This window comes from Lentzea aerocolonigenes, from assembly GCF_000955955.1.
Classification (GTDB): Bacteria; Actinomycetota; Actinomycetes; order Mycobacteriales; family Pseudonocardiaceae; genus Lentzea; species Lentzea aerocolonigenes_A.
The window spans coordinates 21169-44370 of the sequence record NZ_JYJG01000172.1; the positions used below are offsets into that span (position 1 = coordinate 21169).

General features: G+C 67.5%; 28 protein-coding genes. 18 read left to right on the forward strand and 10 right to left on the reverse strand.

Annotated elements, in window-relative coordinates:
- The 3 genes from rpoZ (at position 1) to metK (ending at position 2946) form a co-directional block, all read left to right on the forward strand.
- Positions 1-279, forward strand: a complete 279-nt coding sequence (rpoZ, locus tag UK23_RS23735) for a DNA-directed RNA polymerase subunit omega (RefSeq protein WP_045313812.1) — start codon at positions 1-3, stop codon at positions 277-279.
- A gap of 220 nt (positions 280-499) precedes the next feature.
- On the forward strand, positions 500-1705 hold the full coding sequence (gene coaBC, locus UK23_RS23740; RefSeq protein ID WP_045313836.1) for a bifunctional phosphopantothenoylcysteine decarboxylase/phosphopantothenate--cysteine ligase CoaBC: 1206 nt from the start codon (positions 500-502) through the stop codon (positions 1703-1705).
- A gap of 38 nt (positions 1706-1743) precedes the next feature.
- Positions 1744-2946 (forward strand): methionine adenosyltransferase, encoded by a 1203-nt coding sequence (gene metK, locus UK23_RS23745; RefSeq protein WP_045313837.1) that lies wholly within the window; start codon positions 1744-1746, stop codon positions 2944-2946.
- A 5-nt stretch (positions 2947-2951) separates the two neighbouring features.
- On the opposite strand, the gene UK23_RS23750 is transcribed toward metK, so the two are convergent.
- Together UK23_RS23750 and UK23_RS52850 are read right to left on the reverse strand one after the other, a co-directional pair.
- Positions 2952-5504 (reverse strand): AfsR/SARP family transcriptional regulator, encoded by a 2553-nt coding sequence (locus UK23_RS23750; RefSeq protein WP_082114915.1) that lies wholly within the window; start codon positions 5502-5504, stop codon positions 2952-2954.
- A gap of 39 nt (positions 5505-5543) precedes the next feature.
- On the reverse strand, positions 5544-6287 hold the full coding sequence (locus tag UK23_RS52850; protein ID WP_196777844.1) for a calcium-binding protein: 744 nt from the start codon (positions 6285-6287) through the stop codon (positions 5544-5546).
- A 130-nt stretch (positions 6288-6417) separates the two neighbouring features.
- Here UK23_RS52850 and UK23_RS23760 point away from each other — a divergent pair, with 130 nt between their 5' ends.
- On the forward strand, positions 6418-7734 hold the full coding sequence (locus UK23_RS23760; RefSeq protein ID WP_052684973.1) for a S8 family serine peptidase: 1317 nt from the start codon (positions 6418-6420) through the stop codon (positions 7732-7734).
- 92 nt (positions 7735-7826) lie between these two features.
- A complete protein-coding gene (locus tag UK23_RS23765; RefSeq protein WP_082114917.1) occupies positions 7827-8039 on the forward strand; it encodes a twin-arginine translocation signal domain-containing protein in 213 nt (70 codons plus the stop codon).
- A gap of 136 nt (positions 8040-8175) precedes the next feature.
- Here UK23_RS23765 and UK23_RS23770 read toward each other — a convergent pair whose 3' ends face one another.
- The 5 genes from UK23_RS23770 to UK23_RS23785 form a co-directional block, all read right to left on the reverse strand.
- On the reverse strand, positions 8176-8568 hold the full coding sequence (locus UK23_RS23770) for a hypothetical protein (RefSeq protein WP_045313817.1): 393 nt from the start codon (positions 8566-8568) through the stop codon (positions 8176-8178).
- A gap of 35 nt (positions 8569-8603) precedes the next feature.
- Positions 8604-9188 carry a NucA/NucB deoxyribonuclease domain-containing protein gene (locus tag UK23_RS23775; RefSeq protein ID WP_045313818.1) on the reverse strand — a complete coding sequence of 195 codons (585 nt, stop codon included), beginning with the start codon at positions 9186-9188 and terminating at the stop codon, positions 8604-8606.
- Positions 9189-9356: 168 nt separating this feature from the next.
- On the reverse strand, positions 9357-9725 hold the full coding sequence (locus tag UK23_RS50530) for an RNA polymerase-binding protein RbpA (RefSeq protein WP_269112301.1): 369 nt from the start codon (positions 9723-9725) through the stop codon (positions 9357-9359).
- A gap of 351 nt (positions 9726-10076) precedes the next feature.
- A complete protein-coding gene (locus tag UK23_RS23780) occupies positions 10077-10643 on the reverse strand; it encodes a hypothetical protein (protein WP_045313819.1) in 567 nt (188 codons plus the stop codon).
- On the reverse strand, positions 10636-10857 hold the full coding sequence (locus tag UK23_RS23785) for a hypothetical protein (protein WP_045313820.1): 222 nt from the start codon (positions 10855-10857) through the stop codon (positions 10636-10638). The genes UK23_RS23780 and UK23_RS23785 overlap by 8 nt, the downstream gene beginning before the upstream one ends.
- 572 nt (positions 10858-11429) lie before the next feature.
- On the opposite strand from UK23_RS23785, the gene UK23_RS23790 reads away from it, so the two are divergent.
- Positions 11430-12737 carry a hypothetical protein gene (locus tag UK23_RS23790; protein WP_156213337.1) on the forward strand — a complete coding sequence of 436 codons (1308 nt, stop codon included), beginning with the start codon at positions 11430-11432 and terminating at the stop codon, positions 12735-12737.
- Here the strand turns inward: UK23_RS23790 and UK23_RS23795 are convergent.
- The 3 genes from UK23_RS23795 to UK23_RS23805 form a co-directional block, all read right to left on the reverse strand.
- On the reverse strand, positions 12701-13756 hold the full coding sequence (locus UK23_RS23795; RefSeq protein WP_045313839.1) for an NAD-dependent epimerase/dehydratase family protein: 1056 nt from the start codon (positions 13754-13756) through the stop codon (positions 12701-12703). The genes UK23_RS23790 and UK23_RS23795 overlap by 37 nt on opposite strands.
- A 100-nt stretch (positions 13757-13856) precedes the next feature.
- Positions 13857-14087: a hypothetical protein gene (locus tag UK23_RS23800; protein WP_045313821.1), complete on the reverse strand. Its 231-nt coding sequence runs from the start codon at positions 14085-14087 to the stop codon at positions 13857-13859.
- Positions 14088-14368: 281 nt separating this feature from the next.
- Positions 14369-14842, reverse strand: a complete 474-nt coding sequence (locus UK23_RS23805) for a hypothetical protein (protein ID WP_156213338.1) — start codon at positions 14840-14842, stop codon at positions 14369-14371.
- A 469-nt stretch (positions 14843-15311) separates the two neighbouring features.
- Between UK23_RS23805 and UK23_RS23810 the strand changes: the two genes are divergently transcribed.
- From UK23_RS23810 to UK23_RS50535, 12 genes are all read left to right on the forward strand, one after another.
- Positions 15312-15653 (forward strand): hypothetical protein, encoded by a 342-nt coding sequence (locus tag UK23_RS23810; RefSeq protein WP_045313823.1) that lies wholly within the window; start codon positions 15312-15314, stop codon positions 15651-15653.
- A complete protein-coding gene (locus tag UK23_RS23815) occupies positions 15650-16252 on the forward strand; it encodes a hypothetical protein (RefSeq protein WP_045313824.1) in 603 nt (200 codons plus the stop codon). The genes UK23_RS23810 and UK23_RS23815 overlap by 4 nt, the downstream gene beginning before the upstream one ends.
- A complete protein-coding gene (locus UK23_RS23820) occupies positions 16249-16491 on the forward strand; it encodes a hypothetical protein (RefSeq protein WP_045313825.1) in 243 nt (80 codons plus the stop codon). Before UK23_RS23815 ends, UK23_RS23820 begins: the two co-directional genes overlap by 4 nt.
- On the forward strand, positions 16481-17701 hold the full coding sequence (locus UK23_RS48875) for a hypothetical protein (protein ID WP_052684975.1): 1221 nt from the start codon (positions 16481-16483) through the stop codon (positions 17699-17701). Before UK23_RS23820 ends, UK23_RS48875 begins: the two co-directional genes overlap by 11 nt.
- Positions 17698-18282: a hypothetical protein gene (locus tag UK23_RS23830; RefSeq protein WP_045313826.1), complete on the forward strand. Its 585-nt coding sequence runs from the start codon at positions 17698-17700 to the stop codon at positions 18280-18282. The genes UK23_RS48875 and UK23_RS23830 overlap by 4 nt, the downstream gene beginning before the upstream one ends.
- On the forward strand, positions 18279-19271 hold the full coding sequence (locus tag UK23_RS23835) for a hypothetical protein (RefSeq protein ID WP_045313827.1): 993 nt from the start codon (positions 18279-18281) through the stop codon (positions 19269-19271). Before UK23_RS23830 ends, UK23_RS23835 begins: the two co-directional genes overlap by 4 nt.
- 225 nt (positions 19272-19496) lie before the next feature.
- The gene (locus UK23_RS23840) at positions 19497-19955 is read left to right on the forward strand and encodes a hypothetical protein (RefSeq protein WP_045313828.1); all 459 of its coding nucleotides are present in this window, start codon (positions 19497-19499) and stop codon (positions 19953-19955) included.
- A 116-nt stretch (positions 19956-20071) separates the two neighbouring features.
- The gene (locus tag UK23_RS51870) at positions 20072-20347 is read left to right on the forward strand and encodes a hypothetical protein (RefSeq protein ID WP_156213339.1); all 276 of its coding nucleotides are present in this window, start codon (positions 20072-20074) and stop codon (positions 20345-20347) included.
- Positions 20348-20425: 78 nt separating this feature from the next.
- Positions 20426-20896, forward strand: a complete 471-nt coding sequence (locus UK23_RS23845; protein ID WP_045313829.1) for a hypothetical protein — start codon at positions 20426-20428, stop codon at positions 20894-20896.
- A gap of 178 nt (positions 20897-21074) precedes the next feature.
- Positions 21075-21884 carry a DUF2786 domain-containing protein gene (locus UK23_RS23850; RefSeq protein ID WP_045313830.1) on the forward strand — a complete coding sequence of 270 codons (810 nt, stop codon included), beginning with the start codon at positions 21075-21077 and terminating at the stop codon, positions 21882-21884.
- A 79-nt stretch (positions 21885-21963) separates the two neighbouring features.
- A complete protein-coding gene (locus UK23_RS23855; protein ID WP_045313831.1) occupies positions 21964-22557 on the forward strand; it encodes a hypothetical protein in 594 nt (197 codons plus the stop codon).
- Between the two features lie 295 nt (positions 22558-22852).
- Positions 22853-23047 carry an HNH endonuclease gene (locus tag UK23_RS50535; RefSeq protein ID WP_231114639.1) on the forward strand — a complete coding sequence of 65 codons (195 nt, stop codon included), beginning with the start codon at positions 22853-22855 and terminating at the stop codon, positions 23045-23047.
- The last annotated feature ends 155 nt before the right edge of the window (positions 23048-23202 follow it).

A 23202-nucleotide genomic window follows, 5' to 3' on the forward strand; every position in this document is an offset into this window, starting at 1 on the left:
GTGATCACCCACACCGAGCTCGGTCATCTGACCGGTTCTCCGGAGGGCATCACCAACCCGCCGATCGACGACCTGCTTGAGCAGGTGAGCTCGAAGTACGCGTTGGTGATCTACGCAGCGAAGCGTGCCCGCCAGATCAACGACTACTACGCGCAGCTCGGCGAGGGCCTGCTCGAGTACGTCGGCCCGCTCGTCGAGCCGGGCCCGCGTGAGAAGCCCCTCTCCATCGCTCTCCGGGAGATCCACGCTGGTCTCCTCGAGCACACCGAGGGCGAGTAGAAGGCTCTGGGAGGGGTCTGTCTGCGGAAAGCGCAGACCGATGTCGCCTTCTAGTGTCTTGTGGGGGCCGAGCCCCCACACCCCACGCCGGGGGCAAGCCCCCGGACCCCCAGCGGGGTTCCTCCGATGTGAGGCGTGACCTCGCCGGTCGTTGCTCACAGGAGAGTCCTTGAATCCCGCTTCGCATGACGTTGCTGATGCCCCCGTTAAGCCCAAGGTCATCCTTGGGGTTGGTGGGGGCATCGCCGCGTACAAGGCCTGTGAGGTTTTGCGCCGGCTGACCGAATCCGGTCACTCCGTGCGGGTCGTCCCCACCGAGGGCGCGCTCAAGTTCGTGGGAGCCGCCACGTTCGAGGCGCTGTCCGGCCAGGTCGTGACCGCGGACCCGTTCGACGACGTGCACGAGGTCCCGCACGTCAAGCTCGGGCAGAACGCCGACCTCGTCGTGGTGGCCCCCGCGACGGCGAACATCATCGCGAAGGCCGCCCACGGCCTCGCGGACGATCTCCTGACGAACACCCTGCTGACCGCGCGCTGCCCCGTTCTGCTGATCCCGGCGATGCACACCGAGATGTGGGAGCACCCGGCCACCCAGCACAACGTCCAGCTGCTGCGCAGCAGGGGTGTCATCGTCGCCGAGCCCGCGTCCGGCCGCCTGACCGGCAAGGACACCGGCAAGGGCCGTCTGTCCGACCCCGCCGAGATCGTCGAGCTCGCCCGGTTGCTGCTGGTGCGCCGCGACGCGCTGGAGCGGACACTGGAAGGCGTGCACGTCGCGATCTCCGCCGGCGGTACGCGCGAACCCCTCGACCCGGTCCGGTTCATCGGCAACCGCTCGTCCGGCAAGCAGGGCTATGCGCTCGCACGGGTCGCGGCCCAGCGCGGCGCCAGGGTGACGCTGGTCGCGGGCAACACCGCCGACCTCGCGACCCCCGCCGGCGTGGACCTGATCCGGGTCGGCTCCGCGGTGGAGCTCAAAGACGCCATGCACAAGGTCGCGGCCGACGCGGACGTGATCGTGATGGCCGCCGCGGTGGCCGACTTCCGCCCCACATCGCTCACCGGGCACAAGATCAAGAAGACTTCCGCCGACCCCGACCCGATCACCCTGACCAAGAACCCCGACATCCTCGTGGAACTCGTTTCCGCACGTCGGGAGGGTCAGCTGATCGTCGGTTTCGCCGCGGAGACGGGCGACGACACGACCTCGGTGCTCGACTACGGCCGGGCCAAGCTCCGGCGCAAGGGCTGCGACCTGCTCGTGGTGAACGCGGTCGGCGCCGGCTTGGCGTTCGAGCAGGAGAACAACGCCGGTTGGCTGCTCTCAGCCGACGGAAGCGAGACTCCTATACCACATGGATCGAAAGCACAACTGGCGTCCGTGGTGTGGGACGCAGTTACCGCCCGCTCCACTGAACCTCAGTAAGCTTTTCGGGACGTCATGACAGCGAATAAGGAGTGTCCGTGAGCCAGCACAGCAGCAGGCTGTTCACCAGTGAGTCGGTGACCGAGGGACACCCGGACAAGATCTGCGACGCGATCAGCGACTCGATCCTGGACGCGTTGCTCGCCAAGGACCCGCGCTCCCGCGTCGCCGTGGAGACGATGGTCACCACGGGCCAGGTCCACGTCGCGGGTGAGGTCACCACCGAGGCTTACGCGGACATCCCGACGATCGTCCGCGAGAAGATCCTGGAGATCGGCTACGACTCGTCCGCGAAGGGCTTCGACGGCCACTCGTGCGGCGTCAACGTCGCGATCGGCGCGCAGTCCCCGGACATCGCCCAGGGCGTCGACACCGCGTTCGAGAACCGCGTCGAGGGTGCGGCCGACGAGATCGACAAGCAGGGCGCCGGCGACCAGGGCCTGATGTTCGGCTACGCGTGCACCGACACGCCCGAGCTCATGCCGCTGCCGATCGCCCTCGCGCACCGCCTCTCGCGCCGCCTGACCGCGGTCCGCAAGGACGGCACCGTTCCGTACCTGCGCCCGGACGGCAAGACCCAGGTCACCATCGAGTACGCGGGCGACCAGCCGGTTCGGCTGGACACGGTCGTCATCTCGACGCAGCACGCCGACGGCATCGACCTCGAGAAGCTCCTCGGCGTCGACCTCCGCACGCACGTCGTCGCGCCCGAGATCGACGCGCTGGGCCTCGACACCACCGACGTCCGCCTGCTCACGAACCCGACCGGCCGCTTCGTCATCGGCGGCCCCATGGGTGACGCGGGCCTGACCGGCCGCAAGATCATCGTCGACACCTACGGCGGCATGGCCCGTCACGGTGGCGGCGCGTTCTCCGGCAAGGACCCGTCGAAGGTCGACCGCTCCGCCGCGTACGCCATGCGCTGGGTCGCCAAGAACACCGTCGCGGCAGGCCTCGCCACCCGCGTCGAGGTCCAGGTCGCCTACGCGATCGGCAAGGCCGCGCCGGTGGGTCTGTTCGTCGAGACCTTCGGTACCGAGACCGTCGACCCGCAGAAGATCCAGCAGGCCATCACCGAGGTGTTCGACCTCCGGCCCGCCGCAATCATCCGCGACCTCGACCTGCTGCGCCCGATCTACGCCCCGACGGCCGCGTACGGTCACTTCGGCCGCACCGACGTCGACCTGCCGTGGGAGTCGACGGACCGCGCCGACGCCCTGCGCAACGCCGCCGGCGCCTGAATTTCCTAGGCCGGAACGACCCGTTTCCCCTCGGGGAGGCGGGTCGTTCCGCGTTCCACGGCCGGAACCGGCGCGCCGATGGCATCCCGGATCGCCGCTGCCCGCAGACGCAGCGACCGGTCGTGGGTGACGTCGCCCAGCGCCTCCAGCACGCTCGCCTCCCGCCAGCGGTCGCCCAGCTCGCGGTGCAGGGTGAGGCTGCGTTCCAGCAACGAGCGGGCCGTGACGGGGTTGCCGGTGCCCTGTTCGACGACGCCGAGCAGGTTGAGGGCCCAGGCGATGCCCTCCTTGAACTCCAGCTCGCCGAACGTGTCCAGCGCTTCGTCGAGGAGCCGGCGGGCCTGCGTGGAGTCACCCCGGTACCAGGCGACGGCGCCCAGGTAGGCGAGTGAGGAGGTGGCGCCGCGTCTGTCGCCGAGTTCTCGCAGTGACTTCAGTGATGCTTGAAGAGCGGCCTCTGCGACGTCGAAGTCACCGGCGAGCCAGGACGTGGCACCGGCGAGTTGGCGGGCGTAGGCGGCGTTCAGCGGGGTCTCCGAAGCGCGCGCGGCTTCCTGGTAGTGGTGCAGGGCGGCTTCGTAGTGGCCGCGTTCGCGGGCGACGGAGCCGAGCAGCCGGTGCAGGCGGCCGGCCTGGGACGGGTCGGCTTCCAGGCCGTCTCGGGCGTAGCGGACGGCCTCGCGGTAGTCGCATTCGAGCAGCGCCAGGGCGGCCGCTGAGGCCAAAGCCTTGCCGCGCAACGGGCCTGAGCCGCGCAGCGCGATGGTGAGCCACTGGCGGCCCTCGGCGTAGTTGCCGGTGCGGTGCCAGTAGCGGTTCAGGGCGACCACCAGGCGCAGGATCTTGCCGGTGTCGCCGATCTGCGTGAAGAAGTCCATGGTGCGCTGGAGGTTGGCGTGTTCGACGCGCAGTTCGCTCAGCAGCGTGCCGGTCGGGTCGGCCTCGGCTCGTTCGGCCAGGCGCAGGAAGAAGCCGGCGGCGCGGGCGTGGGCCTCCGTGGGTTGTTCGAGGGCGAAGGCGTGGACGGTCTCCAGCATGGAGAAACGGGTTTCGCCGGCGACGCGGGACACGCGGACGAGGGATTTCGTGACCAGGCCGGTCAACGCGTCGAGCGTGCTGGCGAGTGCTTCGACCAGGTCTGCCGGGAAGCCGCCCGCGCACACCGCGAGGTCGGCGAACAGCGTGCGTTCCGAGGACGTCAGCAGGTCGTGGCTCCACGCGATGGCGGCTCGCAACGGGCCGAGCAGGCCGAAGCGGTCGCGCAGGCGCCGCACGATCTGGGCTGGTGTCAGGACGGACGTGCGGGCGGCGGCCAGTTCCAGGGCCAGCGGCAGGCCGTCCAGAGCGGCGCAGAGCTGCGCGATCGCGGGGGCATCGGCGTCGGTGTACGTGTGGGCGGCGCGGTCCAGGAACAGTCGTACGGCGTCGTAGGCAGCGAGTTCGGTGAGGGAGCGCGGGACGTCCGGATCGGGCACGGCCAGGGGAGGGATCGGGTAGACGGTTTCGCCCGGCACGTTCAGGGGTTCGCGGCTGGTGGCGAGGACTCGGAGCCGTGGGTGTCGTTCGACGAACGCCGCGCAGTTCGCGGTGAGGCGTTCGCAGTTGTCCAGCAGCACCAGGGTGTTGCCGAGTGAGCCGAGTTCGCGGGTGGTGATGCCGAACGCCGCGGCGACGGCGTCCTCCGCGTTCGCGGCGGAGGTCAGATCGACCACTGTGGACAGTGGGGTCACGTGCTGGGCCAGCCGGGACTTGCCGCAGCCCGCCGGGCCGGTGAGTGTGACGAGCCGGGTCTTCTCCAGCAGCCGCATGACGTCCAGGGTTTCGCGCTGGCGTCCGATGAGACCTGTCCTGGCGTCGGGAGGCGGGCACGCCAGCGCCTCGGCCTCGATGGCGCGCAGGCCTGGGCCGGGGTCGACGCCGAGCTCTTCCACGAGGACGTTGCGGGCTCGGCGGACCGTGCTCAGTGCGTCTGCGCGTCGGCCGCCACGTAGTTGTGCATCGGCGAGGAGTTCCCAGAAGCGTTCTCTGAGCGGGTGGCTGACGACGAGCCGTTCGAGCGACGCGGCCGCCGTTGCGCAGGCGCCTCGGCTGATTTCCTGCTGTGCCAGGGCTTCCTCGGTGGCGAGGCGGGCTTCGTGCAGGCGGGTGATCTCGGCGGACGCCCATTCGAAGACTTCGCAGTCGATCAGGGGGTCGCCGCGCCACAACGCCAGTGCCGCACGGGGTGAGGGGGAGCGCTCGAAGCGTGTGACATCAACGTGCGATGGGTCGATGCGGAGTGCGTATCCGGCGCTCGTCGTGACGAGGACGTCCGTCAGGCCGATGGCCGCCAATGCGCTACGGACGCGCGCGATGTGGCTGTGAAGAGTGCGCAGGGCCGTCAGTGGAGGCTCGGTGCCCCACAACGCGTCGATCAGGTGCGTTGCGGGGAGCACCGAGGGTGCGCGCAACGCCAGCAGCGCCAGGAGGGAGCGCTGGCGCGTGCCGGCGAGGCGCAGCACGCCGCCTGGCCCGGTGACTTCGAGGGGCCCGAGCAGGCGGACGTCTAATGGCTCCACGCATCAGCGGAGTTTCGACTTCGGGCCTTGATACACACGTCACGGCAAGCACTGGTCGAAGGGACCCTGCGTGCACGTGTCGTTGCCGCCGAGCCCTGCCATCCGGTTGGGCCAGGCGTTGCCGGACAACGTGTCGTCGCCTTGGGTGCCGTTGACGTCCTGCACGTTCTTGAGCTCGTCGAGTTCGCCGGGGCGGGTGGCCGTGCCTGCGGCGAGGTCGATCGTCATGCCTTCTGCGTGGTCGCTGAAGTCCGCCCGGTCGCGCATGTTCGCCTTGGCGCCGTCGATCTTGTCGTTGCCGTAGCCACCCTGCAGGAAGTTGCCTCCCGCGTCAGTGGACGGCTCGTCCAGCACGTCGTCGCCGTCGCCGCCGTAGACGCTGTCCGGGCCCAGGCCGCCGGTGATCGTGTCGTCGCCGTCTCCGCCTTCGAGGACGTCCGCGCCGGAGCCGCCGTGCAGCGAGTCGTTGCCGTCGCCGCCGTGCTGTTCGGTGGGCACCGCGCTGTCGTAGAGGACCGTGTCGTCGCGGTCGCCCAGGTAGATGACGATCTTCGTGGCCTGCGCGCACTGGACTCGTGAGGCCGACAGGCGCGTGCAGCCGGTGCCCGCCCGCATTGTGCCGGCATCGCTGATGGTGGTGCCGTCGACGTGGATCTGGCTGGCGCGCGCGGGCGCCCCGCTGATGACGAGCCTGCCGGCCTCGACCCGCGCCGTCGTCGCGGGCTCCGGTGCGGCGGCGGTTCCTGACGCGGCGAGTGCTGCCGCGACGACGAGCTGAAGCATGTCGGCCCCCTCGAAGTTGGTGTGCACGTGGGTACGCGGGTCCTGTTGTGGATCTGTTGTGGCGGCCGCATCCGGGCCACAACCGCGCCGGTTTCTCCTTCTCGCCGTCAGTTCGTGGGAAGGGGAGATCATGAGAGCCGGCATCGCAGCCCTGCTGGGCGCCGTGATGGCGCTGACGGTGACGCCGCTGAGCGCGGTGGCGCAGGACGAGGAGCCAGAGCAGGAGATCATCGTCAAGTTCCGCGAGGGTGCCTCGCGGGGTGACGCGTTGGAGAAGTCGCGCACTCGTGCCGTCGCGGACTCGTCGGACGGCGCGGAGGTGCTGGCGTCGAGGGACGCCGCGGAGTCGATCAGAGTGCTGCTGGCGCGCGGTGACGTCGAGTACGCCGAGCCGAACATCGTGCTCCAGGCGACGGCCGTGCCGAACGACCCGCTGTGGCCGCAGCAGTGGCACTACTGGGAGGCGGTCGGCGGCATCGGCCTGTCGCCCGCCTGGGACCAGGGACCGTCCGGCCTGGGCCAGCGGGTCGCGGTGATCGACACCGGCCGCACGGCGCATCCTGACATGAACGCGAACTACGTCGGTGGCTACGACTTCATCAGCAACGCCGCTACCGCGCGGGACGGCAACGGCCGCGACGCCAACCCGATGGACCAGGGCGACTGGACGACCGGCACGTGCGGTCCCGCGCGGCCGTCGAGCTGGCACGGGCTGCACGTCGCGGGCACCGTGGCCGCGTTGCGCAACAACGCGACCGGTGGCACGGGCGTCGCGCCGTCGGCCAAGGTCGTACCGGTGCGCGTGCTCGGCATGTGCGGCGGCACCATCGCCGACATCGCGGCGGCGATCGTGTGGGCGGCAGGTGGCGCGGTGCCGGGAGTTCCGGCCAACGCGTTCCCGGCCAGGACGCTCAACCTGTCGCTCGGCGGTCCGTCGGCGTCCTGCCCGGTGACGTTGCAGAACGCGATCAACACAGCACGCAACGTGCACGGTGCGACCGTCGTCGTGGCTGCGGGCAACGACGCCGTGAACGCCTCCGGGGCCACTCCGGCCAACTGCGCGGGTGTGATCACCACGGGTGCCACCGACCGGCAGGCCAACCGGGCGTCGTACTCGAACTTCGGTGCCTCGGTCGAGATCTGCGCGCCGGGCGGCGAGACGTCTCCCGTGGTGGCGAACGGTGTGTTGTCGACGATGAATGCCGGCGCGACCGTACCGGCCGGGTCGATCTACAAGCACTACCAGGGCACGTCGATGGCGACCCCGCACGTCGCCGGTGTGGTGGCGCTGATGCAGCACGCACGGGTGCAACACGCCAAGCCGCTGCTGACGCCCGCGCAGGTGTTGTTGCACCTGAAGGCAAAAGCGCTGCCGCCTGCCGCTCAGTGCGGTAAGGGGCTGCTGGACGCTCGGGCCAGCGTGGCTGCCGCAATCGCCGCGCCCTGACTGTGAGTGTGAACAAGGCTCCGGTGCGTCCGGGGCCTTTGTTCATACGTGGGTCGGTTCCGCGACACGTGCTGAGACTAGAAACTCCTTCTATGTCGCTCTCTCGTCGTGGGTTCATGGCTGCCGTCGCTGCTGCTGGAGCCGGCACGCTGCTGCCGCCGTCGGTGTACGCCGCGTTGGCCCGCGAGCCCCGCACGGGAGGGTTGCGCGCGATCAAGCACGTCGTGCTGTTGATGCAGGAGAACCGTTCGTTCGTCAAGTTCGCTCACCCTGTTAATGCATATCCGCTGGTCAGCGCAGCCTAATCGTGGCTGCTGGACGTCAGCGACGAGCGAAACGGACGCAAAATGCCGGGTGCTTTGTCCCGGAGAAGATCCGCGACACTGCGCACCCGGCATTTCAGCCACGGTCGCCCGCTGGGGCAAAGATCACATTCTGTAACTAGTCCCGCGTCCAAGGGCCGTCGGGGTACCTCGCGTCTGCCAGTTCAGGGAGGTACACAGTGACGTGCCGAAGGTCCTCCTGCTCAGCGCTGTCGCCAGTGATCACGACCCGCCAGGCGGTGTCACCTGGCAACCAAAGCACGGAAGCGGGAACGTCGTCGGGCGGTGCTGCGCTGATTGCACCGAGTTGCATTTTTCCTTCGAACCATGTCGGTTCGGTCGACGACGGTTCGTCGTTCCGGAAGTCGACAAACACGAAATCAGCGCGGTCCGCAGTTGCGATGCAGACGGCACCGGCCGAGACAGCGATCCCCTTGGCGTTTGAGTCGTCGTCCCACTCCGGCAGGTTGTCCCGGCCGGGCCGCCGGTCGCCGATGACGATCTGTGACATGCCTGGAATGACAGGCACTCGGGCGATGAGCACAGTTACCCCTTTGCGTACTCGGCTGGGATCTTGGCCGTGTTGAGTATGACGACTAGGAACTCATCACCAGGTTGCAGGTTGTTCGTTGAGTACGTTGCGTTGACGATGCCCCCTTGGATTCGCTGCTCGCCTGCTGGCACACCAGCGGTACTTGCGTTCGCTCCGCCTTCCTGAGATGACGCGTGCGGGTACTCGTCGCATGAGTTCGGCTTGTACTGAGCCTTGACCGCTGCCGTGCACGCCAGCGCTCGGTTTGCTGTTCCGCTGCCAACCTCGCCACGGTGCAACAGGGCAGGATGCCCAGCCGCCCACGCCAGCTTCGTGTGGAGCGCAATGTTCGGCATCCTCGCGGCGTCCACCGGAAGGACTGCAAGGTTCTTGCATCGCTTGTCCTTCGTGAGGACCTCAGGCGTGCACTCCTTGACGCGGTCTACCTGATCCGGAGGGACCAGCATGTCCGCTGGAGCCGCCTCGCCGGTCACCCCCAGGTCCTTCAGGATCTGCTGTCCCGGCTCTGTCGCCACCAGCGCAACCAGAGCACCCACCAGGATCAAGCCCCCAAGACCACTGCCGGTCTTAGTCGCCACTCGTCCCCCTCATCCTTGGTTCTCGATCGTGGCACGGCACACCAGCGCATCCGGGTGCCGCTGATCAGCACTAACTGATCGGCTCACTCGTTCTCCTATGGGTGTGGTCCAGAAGCGGAACATTCGCCCCGACGAGTTAAAGGACCACCCACGCGGAGGAGCTGAACCTCAGGTCGCTACCGAGCGCGATGCGCGCAAGGCGTCCAATCGTTCGTTCAGAAGCTCTTCGAGCTCAGGGATACTGCGGCGCTCGATCAGCATGTCCCAGTGAGTGCGGGGCGGCTTCTGCCACTTCTCCGGTTGAGGTGCAACAGCATGGTCGGCTTCAACCCCATGGGTGGCGCATTCCCATCTCGCTGGTGATTCAGCGTCAGCAGCGAGCATCACATAGAAGTCGTGATCTTTAGGGCACCGGTAGATGACCTTCACCCGGAAGGCCAGCTCGTTGGGGCCAACTTCCCCCTGGTAGTGCTGAGGGCCGCGCTGCTCAGGTCTTCGGCCTAGTAACGTCCTTCGATGTGCTCCGGGCAAACTCACTTCTCCTTGTCGTGTAGAGAAAATGACTGTTGGCTGATGGGCCCAGGCGGTACAAACCCGGCGTCAACGAGGCGATCGCGCAGCGCTTGAGACTTCCTCGCCAGGTTGGCCAGTAGTTCGCTTGCTCTTAGATATCCGTGCTCTGTGAACCGGTAGGCGACACGTTGCCTGTCTGGGACGGCATCGACGAACCGCCGTAGGTACAGGTAGCCCACGATGTTCTGGACCGAGGCCAGCGACGTCGGAGCGAGGTTCGGAAACAGGTCATCAGCGGGATGCCACGCACGCGTGGGGTCCTGCCACATCAGAAGAAGAGCTAGGCCTAGCTCTTCTTCTTCGAACGGCGGCGGTCTACTGCTGCGCACTGTCACCAGCGCCTATCGCCGGGCGTTGAGTAGATGGCTCGACGAGGCGCGGCCCGTTTTCCTCTTTGCTGGGTGCTTCGCCTCCTACCAGTTCGCGGCCCTTCGGCGTGATAGCGAACAACGTGGGAGGCAATGGCTGCTTTGGCCTGAACGTTCCGCGCCACGCGTCGATCGCTCCTGCACGGACAAGGTCGTTCACGGCCATCTCTACGGCGAACGTGGCGCCGTTGATTCTCGTGGCGATCTCGTCAAGCGCAACACGTTCGTCTGGGTTGAGATCTGCGAGAAAGTGCAAGACATCCGGGCCATACACCTGCATAGCTGTTGACCGGTCATCTGCGTTCTCCTGCATGGCCCGGCCAATGCGGACGAGGTCTTTGCCTAGCGCGCGTTCGTCCTTCGCGGCCCAACCCTGGCGTGGGTCGTCCTGCACCCAAAGGAGGTGGGACTGAACGTACCGGCCAAACAAGGTGGACACGTTGGCAAGCTCTCGGAATCCTTCCGAGTCACTGTCGCCCGTCCACAGGTTGCCGTACCCAACGCCGTCAGCCACCTGCGGACACCTCGTCGTCTCCGCGGCGAGTCGTGCGCCTCGGCCGGCTGGTGCTGTCCGCCGCGTTCTCGCTGACCCGTGGCATCGGAATAAGTGCGCCTGCGGCGCCCTCCGCCACGTCGCGGCAGGAGAGCCACGCAGCCATTCCGCTGCTCCACGCAACGGCGAAACCGATGCCCAGCAGGATCAAGCCGAGCACGGTTGCGCCACCCATTGCGAATAGGGCGCCGAACAGTTCCATCAGCAAGGCGGCAACCAGACCGAGTCCAGCCGGTCCGTTTGCGCGCTGACACGCACCCAACGTTCTACTTTCTGTGGCAATCCGCTTCTCTGCCGCCCTCCTGTCGGAATCGCTTGCGCGGCCGTATACGCCGATCCCGTGATCGAGCGCCGTCAAAATCTCACTGGGGGGCGACATGGAACTACCTACCTGTTGAAGTAGAACCGGAGGTTGACAAAGCGGACGGATACGACGGCGGCAGCCAGAATCGCGATTGAGGGGTGCTATTCCGGCTGCCGCCAAGGACGACGACGAGCGGAGCACGCAACTACGCGGCTCTGAACGCTCGGCGCTGCCCCCATTCATGGCGAGACCTCCGCGCTAGGTCCCGCCAGGTCTGGCGCAGGTCATAACTGTGGTCATGCCTTCACGATCGTCATGATCGAGGGCACAGGAGGAGATCACGGGGGGCTCATCTGGGGCTCATCAGGGGTGCACGACGCCCCTGGTGTGACTGCCTGCCTACTGCCAGCATCTACGCTAGAGACGGAACGGAGGACCGGCCGATGGCACTACCGCCGCCGCGCACGCGGCTCGGACAGTTGGCGCAGGAGAAGCATCTCAGCAAGGCCGACTTCGTAGGGCTATTTATCGCCAAGGCGAAAGAGCTGGGCGAGAAGACGAGTCTCACCGAAGCCACGCTCAAACGGTGGTACACGGGAACGAGCGGATTGCCTTTGCCAGCTACCTGCCGAGTCCTCGTCGCGTGGTTTGGCGAGCCGATCGAGCAACTTTTCGGGCCGCCGTCCGGTTCCAGTCCGGTGTATCGGAGAAGTTCAGCTAGGGAGTTCCTTGTGACAGCTGGTCGTGAATCGTCCAGCCGGGCGTTGAAGGCGGCAGCGGTGGTGAACCCTCGCACGTTGAAGAACCTGCACTCGGATGCACGCAGTGCCGCTCGGCGGTACATGGTCACTCCACCTGAGGAGATGTTTGCCGAACTCGTTCACCTTCGCGACAACGTGCACGAGCAGATCACACTGACAGAGAAGCTGAAGCAGAAAGCCGAACTCTTCCTCTTGGCAGGACAGACGAACGGCCTGCTGTCTGTAGTGGCTTGGGACCTTGGCGCTGACGATGTCGCACGAAGCTTCCTGAACTCCGCTGATCTGTACGCGGAGAACATCGAGGAACTTTCGCTCTCCGCCTGGCTTCGCGCCCAAGAGGTGACCATCAACCTCTGGAGCGGCGATCCGCACGAAGCGGTGCGGATCGCCACAGAGGCTCTTGAGTGGGCACCGGTTGGAACCGCGCGAGCGCGCCTCCACTCCGTGCGGGCACGAGCGCTGGCTCTCATCGGCGCGCGTGGAGAGGTGATAACGGCACTCGGCCGCGCCGCCGAAGAACTCGAACGGGCTGGGGGCGATGAGTTCCTGGACCGCGTCGGGGGCGAACTCGGCTTTGACCGCTCTCGACATGCTCTCTGCGCTGGCGCGTCCTATGTAGCGCTGGGAGATGGGGAGCGTGGTGAGACCGCCGCCTTGGACGCACTGGACCTGTTCGCTGCAGCGCCGGAGTCCGAGCGGTGGGGCGCAGGCGCACTCGGAGCGACCATCGACCTCAGCATGGCTCGCACCCAAAAGGGCGACCTTGCCGGTGCCGAGGACGCTCTGTTGCCGGTTTTCGACCTCGAACCTCAGCGGCGGACGGAGGCCCTAAACCGCCGTCTCAGCAACCTGGGACGCCTCCTCGGCGCCCGCAGGTTCATGGGCGCGTTGGAGGCGGGGCGAATCACAGAGCAGATCGCCGTTTTCACCACTCAGGTACAAGAGCGAACGGATCAGCTCTCGATCGGCACTGGAGACGACTTTCGGTAGTCGTCCCATGCCCGAAGGATCTGCTGTTCACGCTCGGGCGCAATACCGAGTTCGGCCGCGCGCTCGTGCTCGATCATGTGGCCCGTGTTCAACCATTGCCAGGTATCCCGCACGGTCTCCTCAAGTGGCCTGGTGACGAGACCATGAGCGCGTGCGTTGGTGGCGTCGACGTCCCAAGCACCGGCATAGGTCCGCCACAACGGCAGTTCTTCCCACTGGCGAACCCCTTGCTGCACAAGGAATTCCTCGTCCGCCCACGAGACCGCGGCCGCTGATTTCGTGACATCCGCACATGCGCGCAGGAACGTTCCGAAGGTCGCCTCGCCCGTGCCTGTGGCATTGAACGTTCCCGAAACCGCCGCCGTTCCACAGTGCAAGGCGAACGCGGCGACGTCGCGAACGTCAATCGGTTGAATCGAACGGTCCGGGTTGCCAGGGGCAAGCACCCGCCCGCCTCGCTCGAACCTGCGCAACCACCACGGCAGCCGACCGACGTACTCGTGGGGTCCGAGGATGACGCCGGGCCGGATGATGGTTGTGCGGTCAGTGCCGAAAGTCTGCAACACGGCGCGTTCGCATCCCGCCTTCGTGAAGCCGTACTTCGTGGGGCCGGGGTCGCGGTCGACCCCGTAGTCCGGGCCAGCGTCAGCTGGGCACTCCAGCACGGCGGACGCCTCGGTCAGAGGTTCGGTCGGCCAACCCTCGTATGCCGAAACCGATGAGATGAACACATACCGGTTGGCCACAGGTTCAAGTGCACGTGCCATCGCCAGGACCTCACGCGGCACGAACCCGATCGAGTCCACGACGAGGTCCCAAGGCCCGTGCGCCGCTAGACGCTTCAGGTCATCGGGGTTCGTCTTGTCGCCACGCACCGTGCGGACGCCGTCAACGTCTCGCCCCGAGATGCCGCGCCGGAACGTCGTCACCTCGGCCCCCTGTTCCTGAGCCTCCTCGGCGAGGTGGACACCAAAGAACCAGGACCCGCCAAGAAGAAGCACGCTCTTGTCCACGCTCATGACCACCATCTTGGTCAATCCCCGCCGCAGACCGCCATGTGGGTCACGCCGCGCGGCGCGTCCAGAGGCCGGCGTGAGGCGCCCCCACGGATCGCCACGCTCAACCGGCGCAGGCGTCCGGCGGCTGTTCGTCCTCGTTGCGGGGGCGCACGATGCCGGGATTCTTGCTGTCGTGGTAGGCGCGGCTGATGACTGCCGCAAGCTTGGGCGTGAGGATCAGCCCAGGGCGGAAGTGGACGGCGACCATGCCGTCTGCGCTGTCCTGTAGTGCGATGTCGACGGTCTGGCCGTCCACGACTTCGACGAACTCGTTCTCTGCCTGTCTGTCCACGGCTTCCTCTCCGCGAACGCCCCCCAGATGGCGCGCGGTGCGCCGGGCGTTGCCGCTTGGGCCGCGCGCTCCCTCCCCAGGGCGTGCGGCGGCACCATGTTCGATCATGTCGTTTTGTCTTCAACTACTCAACCGTGCAACGGGGGTGTCGCGCCACCCAGACACCCTCATCTACGTGGAGATCTGCGACATAAGTGTTTACACGGAGACGTTCGGTGCTCTGTGCGGTTGCCTACGGGTTTACACGTAGACGGCTCAGCCGGACCACGTAGAGACGCGGTTCAGGACGAGGCGGCGGACTCGTTGGCACCCGGAGACAGGGTGGCGGCCTCGCAGGCGCGGTGGTGGTCGACGAGGAGTTCGAGCTGCCGGATGCCGAGGCGTTGCAAGGGCGTTGAGAGTTCGCCGATGAGGTCGGCGGCGCGCTGTTGGTGGACGGTCTTTTCGTCACCGTCGCCCATGTAGTCGACCATGAACGCCTGGCCCAGCTCGGCGGGGTTGAGGTTCAGCGCGGCGGCCATGGTCCGGATGGTCGGCTGGCGCGGCACGCGGCCCAGGTTTGTGGGTTTGAGAGGGCTCGCGAGAGCGCCTTTGGGCAGGCCGCGCCGTCGCTCAAGCTCGGCGATGTTGGTGAGAGCCGGATCGTCCGCCCTGAGTCTGGCGAGTGCGCTGTTGACCATCGCGAGAACCGCTGAGGGCCGTTCCGGTTTGTCACCGGGTAGTGCTGTGGCGTCCTCGGTCACGTCTGCTGCCATGCGATCTCCCTTGAACGCCATCCGCGTCATCGCTGGTGGCGTCCGTCGTGCGCGGGCCGGACAAGATGATCATTCGGCCCCGTTCGGGGTGGATCTTGCCCCATCTGCCGCACGTGCGCGACCGACCGAAGTCGGATCGTTCCATGAACTTCCAGTGAGTGGAAGAAATACGGCGTTTGCACAAGTTTGGCGTAATAACTTGACACCCGCGCGCCGCGTGATCAAGGTGGAGTTACCGAACGTCACTGACCTCGTCGCCCAACCGGGTGACCTGAGCGTCTGTTCCCTGGGGGGCGACATGCGCTGTATTCGCGCTGCTCGAAGAACGACCACGCACGCGTTGGCCCTGCTGGCTCGCTGGATTGCCGGGAGAGGCCGCGCCGGACACCGAGGCGTGGTGTCCGGCGACGCGATTCGCCGAGTCCCCGTTTCCCGAGCAGTTCCCGGCCGTCGAGGGGGCGGCCGTCCCATGTCCAAGTCACAGAACGCAACCACGTCCGTCCCGTCCGAACTGGACGGTCCCTCTACCTCGCTGGACGAGCTGGCCGCCGAACTGGTGTTGCTCGACCAGGTGGACGACCAGCTCTCGAAGCTCAACGCCGCGCGCAAGGCGTTGCACAAGAAGATCAAGGACGCGTTGGGCAAGACCGAGCTTGGCACCGTGGCCAGCGTCCCGGTCGTCACCTACAAGCGCGTCACGTCGATCGTCTTGGACCAGGCGATCCTGAAGAAGAACTTCCCCGACGTCTACGAACAGTGCCTCGACATCGTCGAGACGCGGCGATTCGTGCGGATGAGGAAGGCATCGTGAGCCGCCGCGTGCAGTTCGCCCACACGGCCCGGCTGTGCCGGGTGTGCGGGTACTCGCTCAACGATGTCTCAGGCCGGGGCGTGCACCCGTTGTGCGCGGACCCGGAAGAGATCTGGTGGACGCGTCACGACCTGGACCAGGCCGTGCGCACGATCGCCCGCCGTGCGATCGCCCAGAGCCCCGGCCGCAATGACGTGGTCGCGGCGGTGTGCTCGCTGATGGTGATCGACCCGAGCAACCGCCAGCACGTCGAGGCGGTCGTCTCGGCGATCCTGCGCGACGCCGGAAGCGATCCGCTCTGGCGCACGACCGCGAACGGCTGGCGTCCGTACCTGCCCAGCTGGGTACGGCCGGGCGTGGTGGGCGCAACCGTGCAACGCCTCGTCGCGGTCAAGCTCCTACGGCCCACCGGTCAGTACGTGCGGTGCTCGGACACCGAAGCCCGCAACGGCGGCAAGCCCCAGCCGGTCTACGCGGTCGACGTCACCGCGTTGGAGCACGCCGAGGACGCCGCGACCGAGCGCGCCGCAGCCGGCCTCAGCGGGCGCCGCGGCGAAGACGACGGCCCACAGGAAGTCGTTCCCCGCGCCGCGTCGTGACACCCGAGCTGCACGCCGACGCGGAGAACGCCCGCCGCTGCCTGCGCGGTGACCTGCTCGCCGACGAGCTGACCACCCGTGCCCGCGAACTCGCGGTCACCTGGCTGCACCGCCGCAGCCTTCCCGATGCCGAGATCGCAACCCGACTCGGCCTGACCACCTACACCGCCGCGCGCATCCGTGCGCGCTTGCGGCTGCCCGTGAACCCCCTACAGGAGGTCGTTTCTCGTGGCGCGTGACCACGCCCGCATCGAATGCTCTATCTGGGAGGACGACGACGATTGGAACGCGCTGTCCGGCCCCGCCATGCTGCTCTACGTCTTCCTGCTCAGTCAGCGTGAGCTGACCTACGCCGGTCTGTTGCCCCTGCGGTTGCGCCGTTGGACGAAGAAGCTCCCGTTCGCCGCCGAGGAGGTGTCGGCGGCGCTGGCCGAGCTGGACGCCCGCCGCTTCCTCGTCGTCGACCGGGACGCGGAGGAAGTCCTCGTCCGGTCGCTGATCCGCCGTGATGGGATCTGGAAGCAACCGCAGGTGCTCGCCGCCGCGTTGCGTGAGTCGTTCGCGATCACCTCGACCGTCCTGCGCACGGCGTTGGCCGCCGAGCTGCGCCGTCTGCCGGTTGAGGTGACCGGCCCGGCCCCGGAGATGACCGCCGCCGCCCTGCTGGCCGGAGCGCCCACCCTTCCGCCCGCCGTCAAGGCTGTGATGGAGGAGCGCCGCCGCGCGAAGGCCACGAAGGGCACGGCCGCCGCGCGGCCCGGTTCCGCGGCTTCGGTGGCGCGGCGGGCCACGAGGCCGGCGCGACCTGCCGCCGCGCCCGCCGCCGCGCTGGTCGAGCACGTCGACCAGGCCGACGTCCAGCCTGCCGCCGCGCCGGAGCTCCGCCCGCACGAGACCGTCACAACCAGCTCGGACAACCCTGCCCGGAACCCTTCCTCGAACCCTTCAGGCAAGGCTCTGGGGGTAGGGGGAGGGGGGAAGGGGTGCTCTGTTCCTGTTCTGTTGAGTGCTTCCTCAGTTGGCGGCGACGCGCGCGCACACGAGAGCGCGCCTACGCGCGAGGACGCCGCGCGACTCGTCGCCGAGGTCCTGCCCGGACAGCCCGCGAAGGTCGCCGACAAGCTCGTGACCGAGGTCGCCGCACTGCTGGCCGAGGGCATCGGGGCCGCTGCCGTCGTGGCGGGCCTGCGCTTGTGGTCCGGGAAGCGTCTCGGCGTCGGGCTGCTCGCCGAGCTGGTCGGCGAAGCGATGCGCGCACCCCAGATCGACGCCGCAGAGTTCTCGAGGCCGCCGCGCAATTCCGATGAGCGTGTTGCCTCGGCGTTCGCTCTCGCCGCCCACTACGCGACGGAGGACGGCGACGACACCGAGCTGGGCCGCCTGCTCCGTTCTGCAGCGGGCGGCGGAACGTCCGGGATGGGCGTGCTGCTCTCGGGAGCGGCGGCATGACCGGCCTCGTGCAAGCGGCACGGCAGATGACGCGCGCCGAGGTGTCCACCCTGCTCGGAATGATCCTCTCGGCTGGTCACCGCATCAGCGCCGGTCACGAGGCCGTCGCGATGTGGCGCGCATCGCTCACCGGCTACTCGCTGCCGGAGTGTCTGGCCGCGTTGGTCGTGCACAACGAGTTCAGCTCGGTTGCGCCCAGGCCGCACGACCTCATCAGCCACATCCGGCGCGCTCGCCGGTTGGTCCTGAACGAGCGGGTCCTAGCCGAGTCCACCGCGCGCCCCGATCCGGACGAGGCGGCCCGCGCGTCCAACACGCACATGGCGGCGATCCGCGCCGCGATGGGCTGGAAGCGCCCTGACGAGCACACCGCCGCCCTAACCGTGGCGTGCCCGGTACTGGAATGCGGAGCGGCGGCCGGGATGCCGTGCCGACGCACCGGAACAGCCCGCAAGGGCCGCCCGGAGAACCGCGAACTGCGCAAGGGCGTGCACGCCTCCCGCACCGAGCTGGCCGCCGAGCAGCACGACCAGGCCGAGCAGGCCGCAGACACGTTGCCCCGCAAGGAGATCCCCGCATGATCACCACCACTGCCAACACCATCACGCTGTGCGTGCTCGGCTGCCGTGCTCCCGGTGGCGACCCGTGGCCCGCGCAGTCCGGCTACCTGACCTGCGACCCGTGCGCCGCCGAACTGCGTACCGCACTGCTCGAAATCGTCGAGCTGTACGCCCTGCTGGACGAGGCACTGTTGCCGGGCGTCACGGAAGGCTCCACACGCGGGAGTCCCGGATTCGGGTCCCGCTCCCCAGCACGGGACGGCGTGCTGTCGATGAGCGACCCGCGCAGCCGCCAGGAAGACGAGGGCGACCCCTTGCCCGTGCTCGACGTGCTCGCCTCGTGGGCGGACAACGTCCGCGAGGACACCGGCCTGGTCCCGCGCGAAATCACTGAGTCCGTGCGCCGCGAGGGCGGGCTACTGGCTGGATGGCTCGATCACACCGCGAACCAGGTGTGGGCGGTCGGCATCCTCGACAAGCTCACCGAAGCGCGCAACGCCATCTCGATCACGCTCGGCTTCGCCCAGCGAACCGTTGCGGGAGAAGCACATTTCCTGATCAAGTGGATGGACTGGATCACCCGTCAGTACTGGGTGGCGGACCTGAGCGCCGAGGCCGGCCAGCTGCGCCACCAGCTGCGCGGCGCGCTCGGCCTCCAGGAACGTTCCGTCCCGGTTGGGGCCTGCCCGGTGAAGGTGCGCGACCAGGACACCACCCGCAAATGCGGCGCGAGCCTGCGCGCCCGGCTGGGCGGCGAGTGGATCACCTGCCGTGCCTGCGGTACGAGCTGGCCCCGCGCGTTTTGGGACATGCTGGGCGACGCGCTCGGAACGCCGCTGTCGGATCTCGCGTCGCTTTCGGTGTGGCTGACTGTCCCAAATGGAACGCTGCGCCGCTGGAGGCACGAAGACCAGTGGACCAACCACGGTTCGAAGGCCCGGCCGCTGTTCGCGCGGGCTGACGTGCTGGCCTCCTGGCAGCGCAGGCGCGGCCCGGCGCGGGCGGCGTAGGAGATGGGCGGCGGGGCCGAAGACCTTCCGAGCGAGCCCGGACGGCTGGAACCTTCGAGCCCCGCCAGTTGCTCCACCGCGAAGGTAAGGAGCAGCCACAAGTGTAGCGGGACATTCGGTGTTGACCACTGCGCACTGTTCGCGGTAGAGTTTTTCTTGTCAGGAACGGACCTGGAACCCCGATCCCGACACCCACCGCGAAAGTCGACATAAGGAGCTGTCAGGGTGATCAACCCGACTGGTAGCAACGTGTCCGAGATCAAGGCTCGGACCTCTGGTCACGTGCTGTGCAGGATCGACGTGTTCGACGTCGGCAACGAGAAGCCGACGATTGGTGTCCGCCTGGGGGACATCACGCTCCGCGTGCACTCGCTCGACGCGATCAACGAACTGCACTACGCCTGGACCATCGCCGAAGACGAGATGGACGGCCTTCCGGGCTACTACGAGGACCTGCACGTGGGTGGCAACCCCGGCCTGTACCGGGCGCACCTCCTGGTGGACCTCCCCGGTGTGCCCGCACGGTCGACCACGCGAGTTCGACGCACCATCCACACCCCTGCGCACGTGCGAATCCAGTACGGCCCGCTCGTCTGGGAAGTCACCGACTTCACGGCCTGGGGCGACGTTCAGAAGACGTTGACGGCGGCAATCGACGTGTTCGACGCAATGGACCCGCGCTAGCTGACTGACGTCGGGTGTGCCCCTTTGGTGGGGCACACCCCTTTACTTCCCAACACTTTCCGCGCCGCGACACATCGCGTGTGTGCCGCGCGCGTGCATTTCGATCGGAGAAACCGTTGAGGGCAAGCTGGTACCCCTGGTACGTCCAGACACAGGACGGCATTGCCGACGAGGGGCGTGCTCATCAGGAGTCGGACGGGTGGCGGTACGCCGAGCGAATCGCCACGGCTGTGCTGTCCCGCAATCCTCACACCGAAGTTCACCTCTACGTCGGCGTTGACGTGATCACGGTCAAGCCGGGCCGTCTGTGGGACACCGACGACGCGAACCTGGCCGAAACCCTCGCAGTGCTGCGCGCGACGTGCGCAGCACGCGTCGCCGCTTGCTACTAAACGAGATCCGCTGTCGCCGGACGGACCTGGAACCCCGTCCGGCGACGGTCTCACCGCGACCCGTAAGGAACGAAGCGAATGACTGATCTTGCCGACATTGAGTGCCAGTCCCCGCAAGGATGTCTTGCCTACGGCATCTACTTCTACCGTGAGCCGTCCGAGTACACCGCGATAGGGGGCGAGTACACGGACGTGGTGCGCGAAGTGGTGCCGAGCGATCGGGACGGGCTGGAAGTCGTCTGGGTGTTCTCGGAAGAGCTGTGCGCGCAAGATGTGTGCTCCTACTGCGAAGTTTGGTCCATCTCGGACGGTCAGGACGAGGACGCGCCGGATGGGATTGACGACCTTGAACGCGAGTTGCGACAGAAGGCCTGCCCCGGAGTCTGGGAGCACGCGAAGCACGCTCTTGCGCGCAATCAGGTCAAGTTTCCCTGGTACGACATGGAAATCGGCGTGTTCCTGGTGCCGTCTGACCTGTCAGTCCAGGGCGTGATGGCGGAAGTCCTGCGACAGATCCGGACCGGCGTTACCTACGCCGTCGCATCCTGACAGGCTGGGTTCCGCAGTACGGGGGCCGGACGAATCGTCCGGCCCCCTTTTCGTGGTGACCCGCCTCACTCCGCGGTTGCGTCTGCGCAGCGTTGGCGGTAGAGTTTTTCTTGTCGGGAGGGGAACTGGAACCCCTCTCCCGCAACAAGAATCCACCGCGAAGGAACAGGACGGAATCATGGCGACGACCAAGACGAACAAGGCCGAGAACGCCCGCAACGCCAAGGCGCGGATGATGGAGAAGGTCCGGGGCTTGCTCGCCAAGGCCGAAGACTCCGCCGCCACTCAGGAGGAGTCGCAGACCTTCTACGCCAAGGCTTACGAGCTGATGGAGAAGTACGCCCTCGACGCCGCGATCGTTCGTCACAAGAACGAGGAGAAGCCGGAGGCGACGAAGCACCTGCGGTTCGAGGTCTCGGGTCAGGGCTGGCACGGCAAGGGTCGCGCTTCGCTGGTCTACCGCGTCGCCGAGGCCAGCGGGTGCCAGGCCGTCACCGTCGGCAACGTGATGAACGGCAAGAACCGTTGGGTTCACATCGTCGGTACCGCCTCCACCGTGACCATGCTCGAACTGCTCTTGCCGTCGCTGCTGCTCCAGGCGGAGACGATGGGTCACAAGGCGGCCAAGGAGTACATGAAGACGGTCCGCGACCAGTTCGACACGGCGGCGAACGCCAACATCGAGCGCCGCGTGTTCTTCCGGTCCTACCTCGCCGCGTTCGGTAGGGGTGTCGGCGAGAAGATCGAGGGCACCCGCGCTCAGGCCGCCGAGAAGGTCGGCGAAGTCGGCGCGCTCGTCCTGGTGACCGATGCAGAGCGGGTCAAGGCCCGGTTCGACAAGCTTTTCCCGCCCGCAACCATCGGGAAGGGCCGGGCGGACAGCTTCGGCGCGGCCGGAGCGATGGCCGGTCGCCGCGACGGCCGCACCGCTGACACGGGTCAGACCCGCGTCAACGGCGGCAAGAAAGCCGTGACCGCCAAGAACTAACCAGTACAGAGCCCCGGCCCCCGCGAGGGGGCCGGGGCCTTGGCACACTGACGCCACAACCTCAGGAGGGAGACTCAGGGTGATTCATGCCGGACGTGAAGCCGTCGATACGGCGGGCATCGCGAGACTGCACGGGCTCAGCACCGACCAGGCACGCCGCGTCCGGCCGTGGGCACAACCCGGCCACCCCGACAAGATCACCAGCGGCGGGCGCGGCAAGGGACAGCCGGACCTCTGGGACCTCGCACAGGCCCGCGCCTACGCCACCGGGCAGCCTGTCCCGGACCTTCCCGCCGGGGCCGCGCTGGGCTCACCAGGTGATCCGGACGACCTGTTCGACCGCAACGAGTGCGCCGCGTTCGCTGAGATTGAGACGAAGACCTGGACGGACTACAAGGTCCCCGGAAGCGTGGACATCTGCGGTCGGCTGCACTGGTCGCGCCGCGTTGTCGAGTCCTTCAAAGCCGAGCGCGAGGAACGCGCACAGACTCACCGCCCAGGCGGCCGTCCACCTGGACGCACCGAGTCCAAGCCACGCGCCGAGATCGCACGGGAGATCCGCGAACTGGTGGCGAGCGGCGAGACCAACGTCGCCGAGATCGCCCGCCGCGTCGGAGTCGCGTATTCGACCGCCATGAGCCACGTCAAGACGGTCACGCAAGAGCAGAGGTAATTGCGTTGCGCGCTGACCTGCGGCGAACGTAACGTTGATCATGTTGGTGACGTCTGTCCCTACAGACTCCCAGCAGCCCCCAGCGGTTGAGCGCCCCAACACCACTTCCCCCCGGTGTTGGGGCGCTCCCGTGTCCGCACCCTTCCGCGAGTCCGGCCCGCGTGACCTGTCTCGCTGACGACGCGCTGAGGGGGCACTACGCGTGCCCTGGACCGGTAGTGACCGCTCCGCTCGTCTCCCTGCTGACTGGCCCCGAATCCGGGCGCGCATCCTTCGCCGCGATCCGCTGTGCCGCGTGTGCGGATACCGCCTGTCTGCTGAGGTCGATCACATCGAACCGGGAGACAACCACGAGGACAGCAACCTGCAAGGGATCTGCCCGCCGTGCCACCGAACCAAAAGCGCACGCGAGGGAGGACGGGCCGCCGCTGCCCGTCGCACGTCCGCGCTCCGTCCGCCTGCGCCGCATCCCGGCCTGATCGAAAGGTGACCATCCGTTGCGTATCCGCCTGCTCGCCGCGTTGGGCGGCCGTGCCAAAGGTGCCACGTTCGAGCACGACGACGAGGGCGCAGCGGCTCTGATCAACGCTGGGTTCGCCGAACCGGCTGACCGAGCCCGACCAGTCCAAGACTGTCTCTTATACA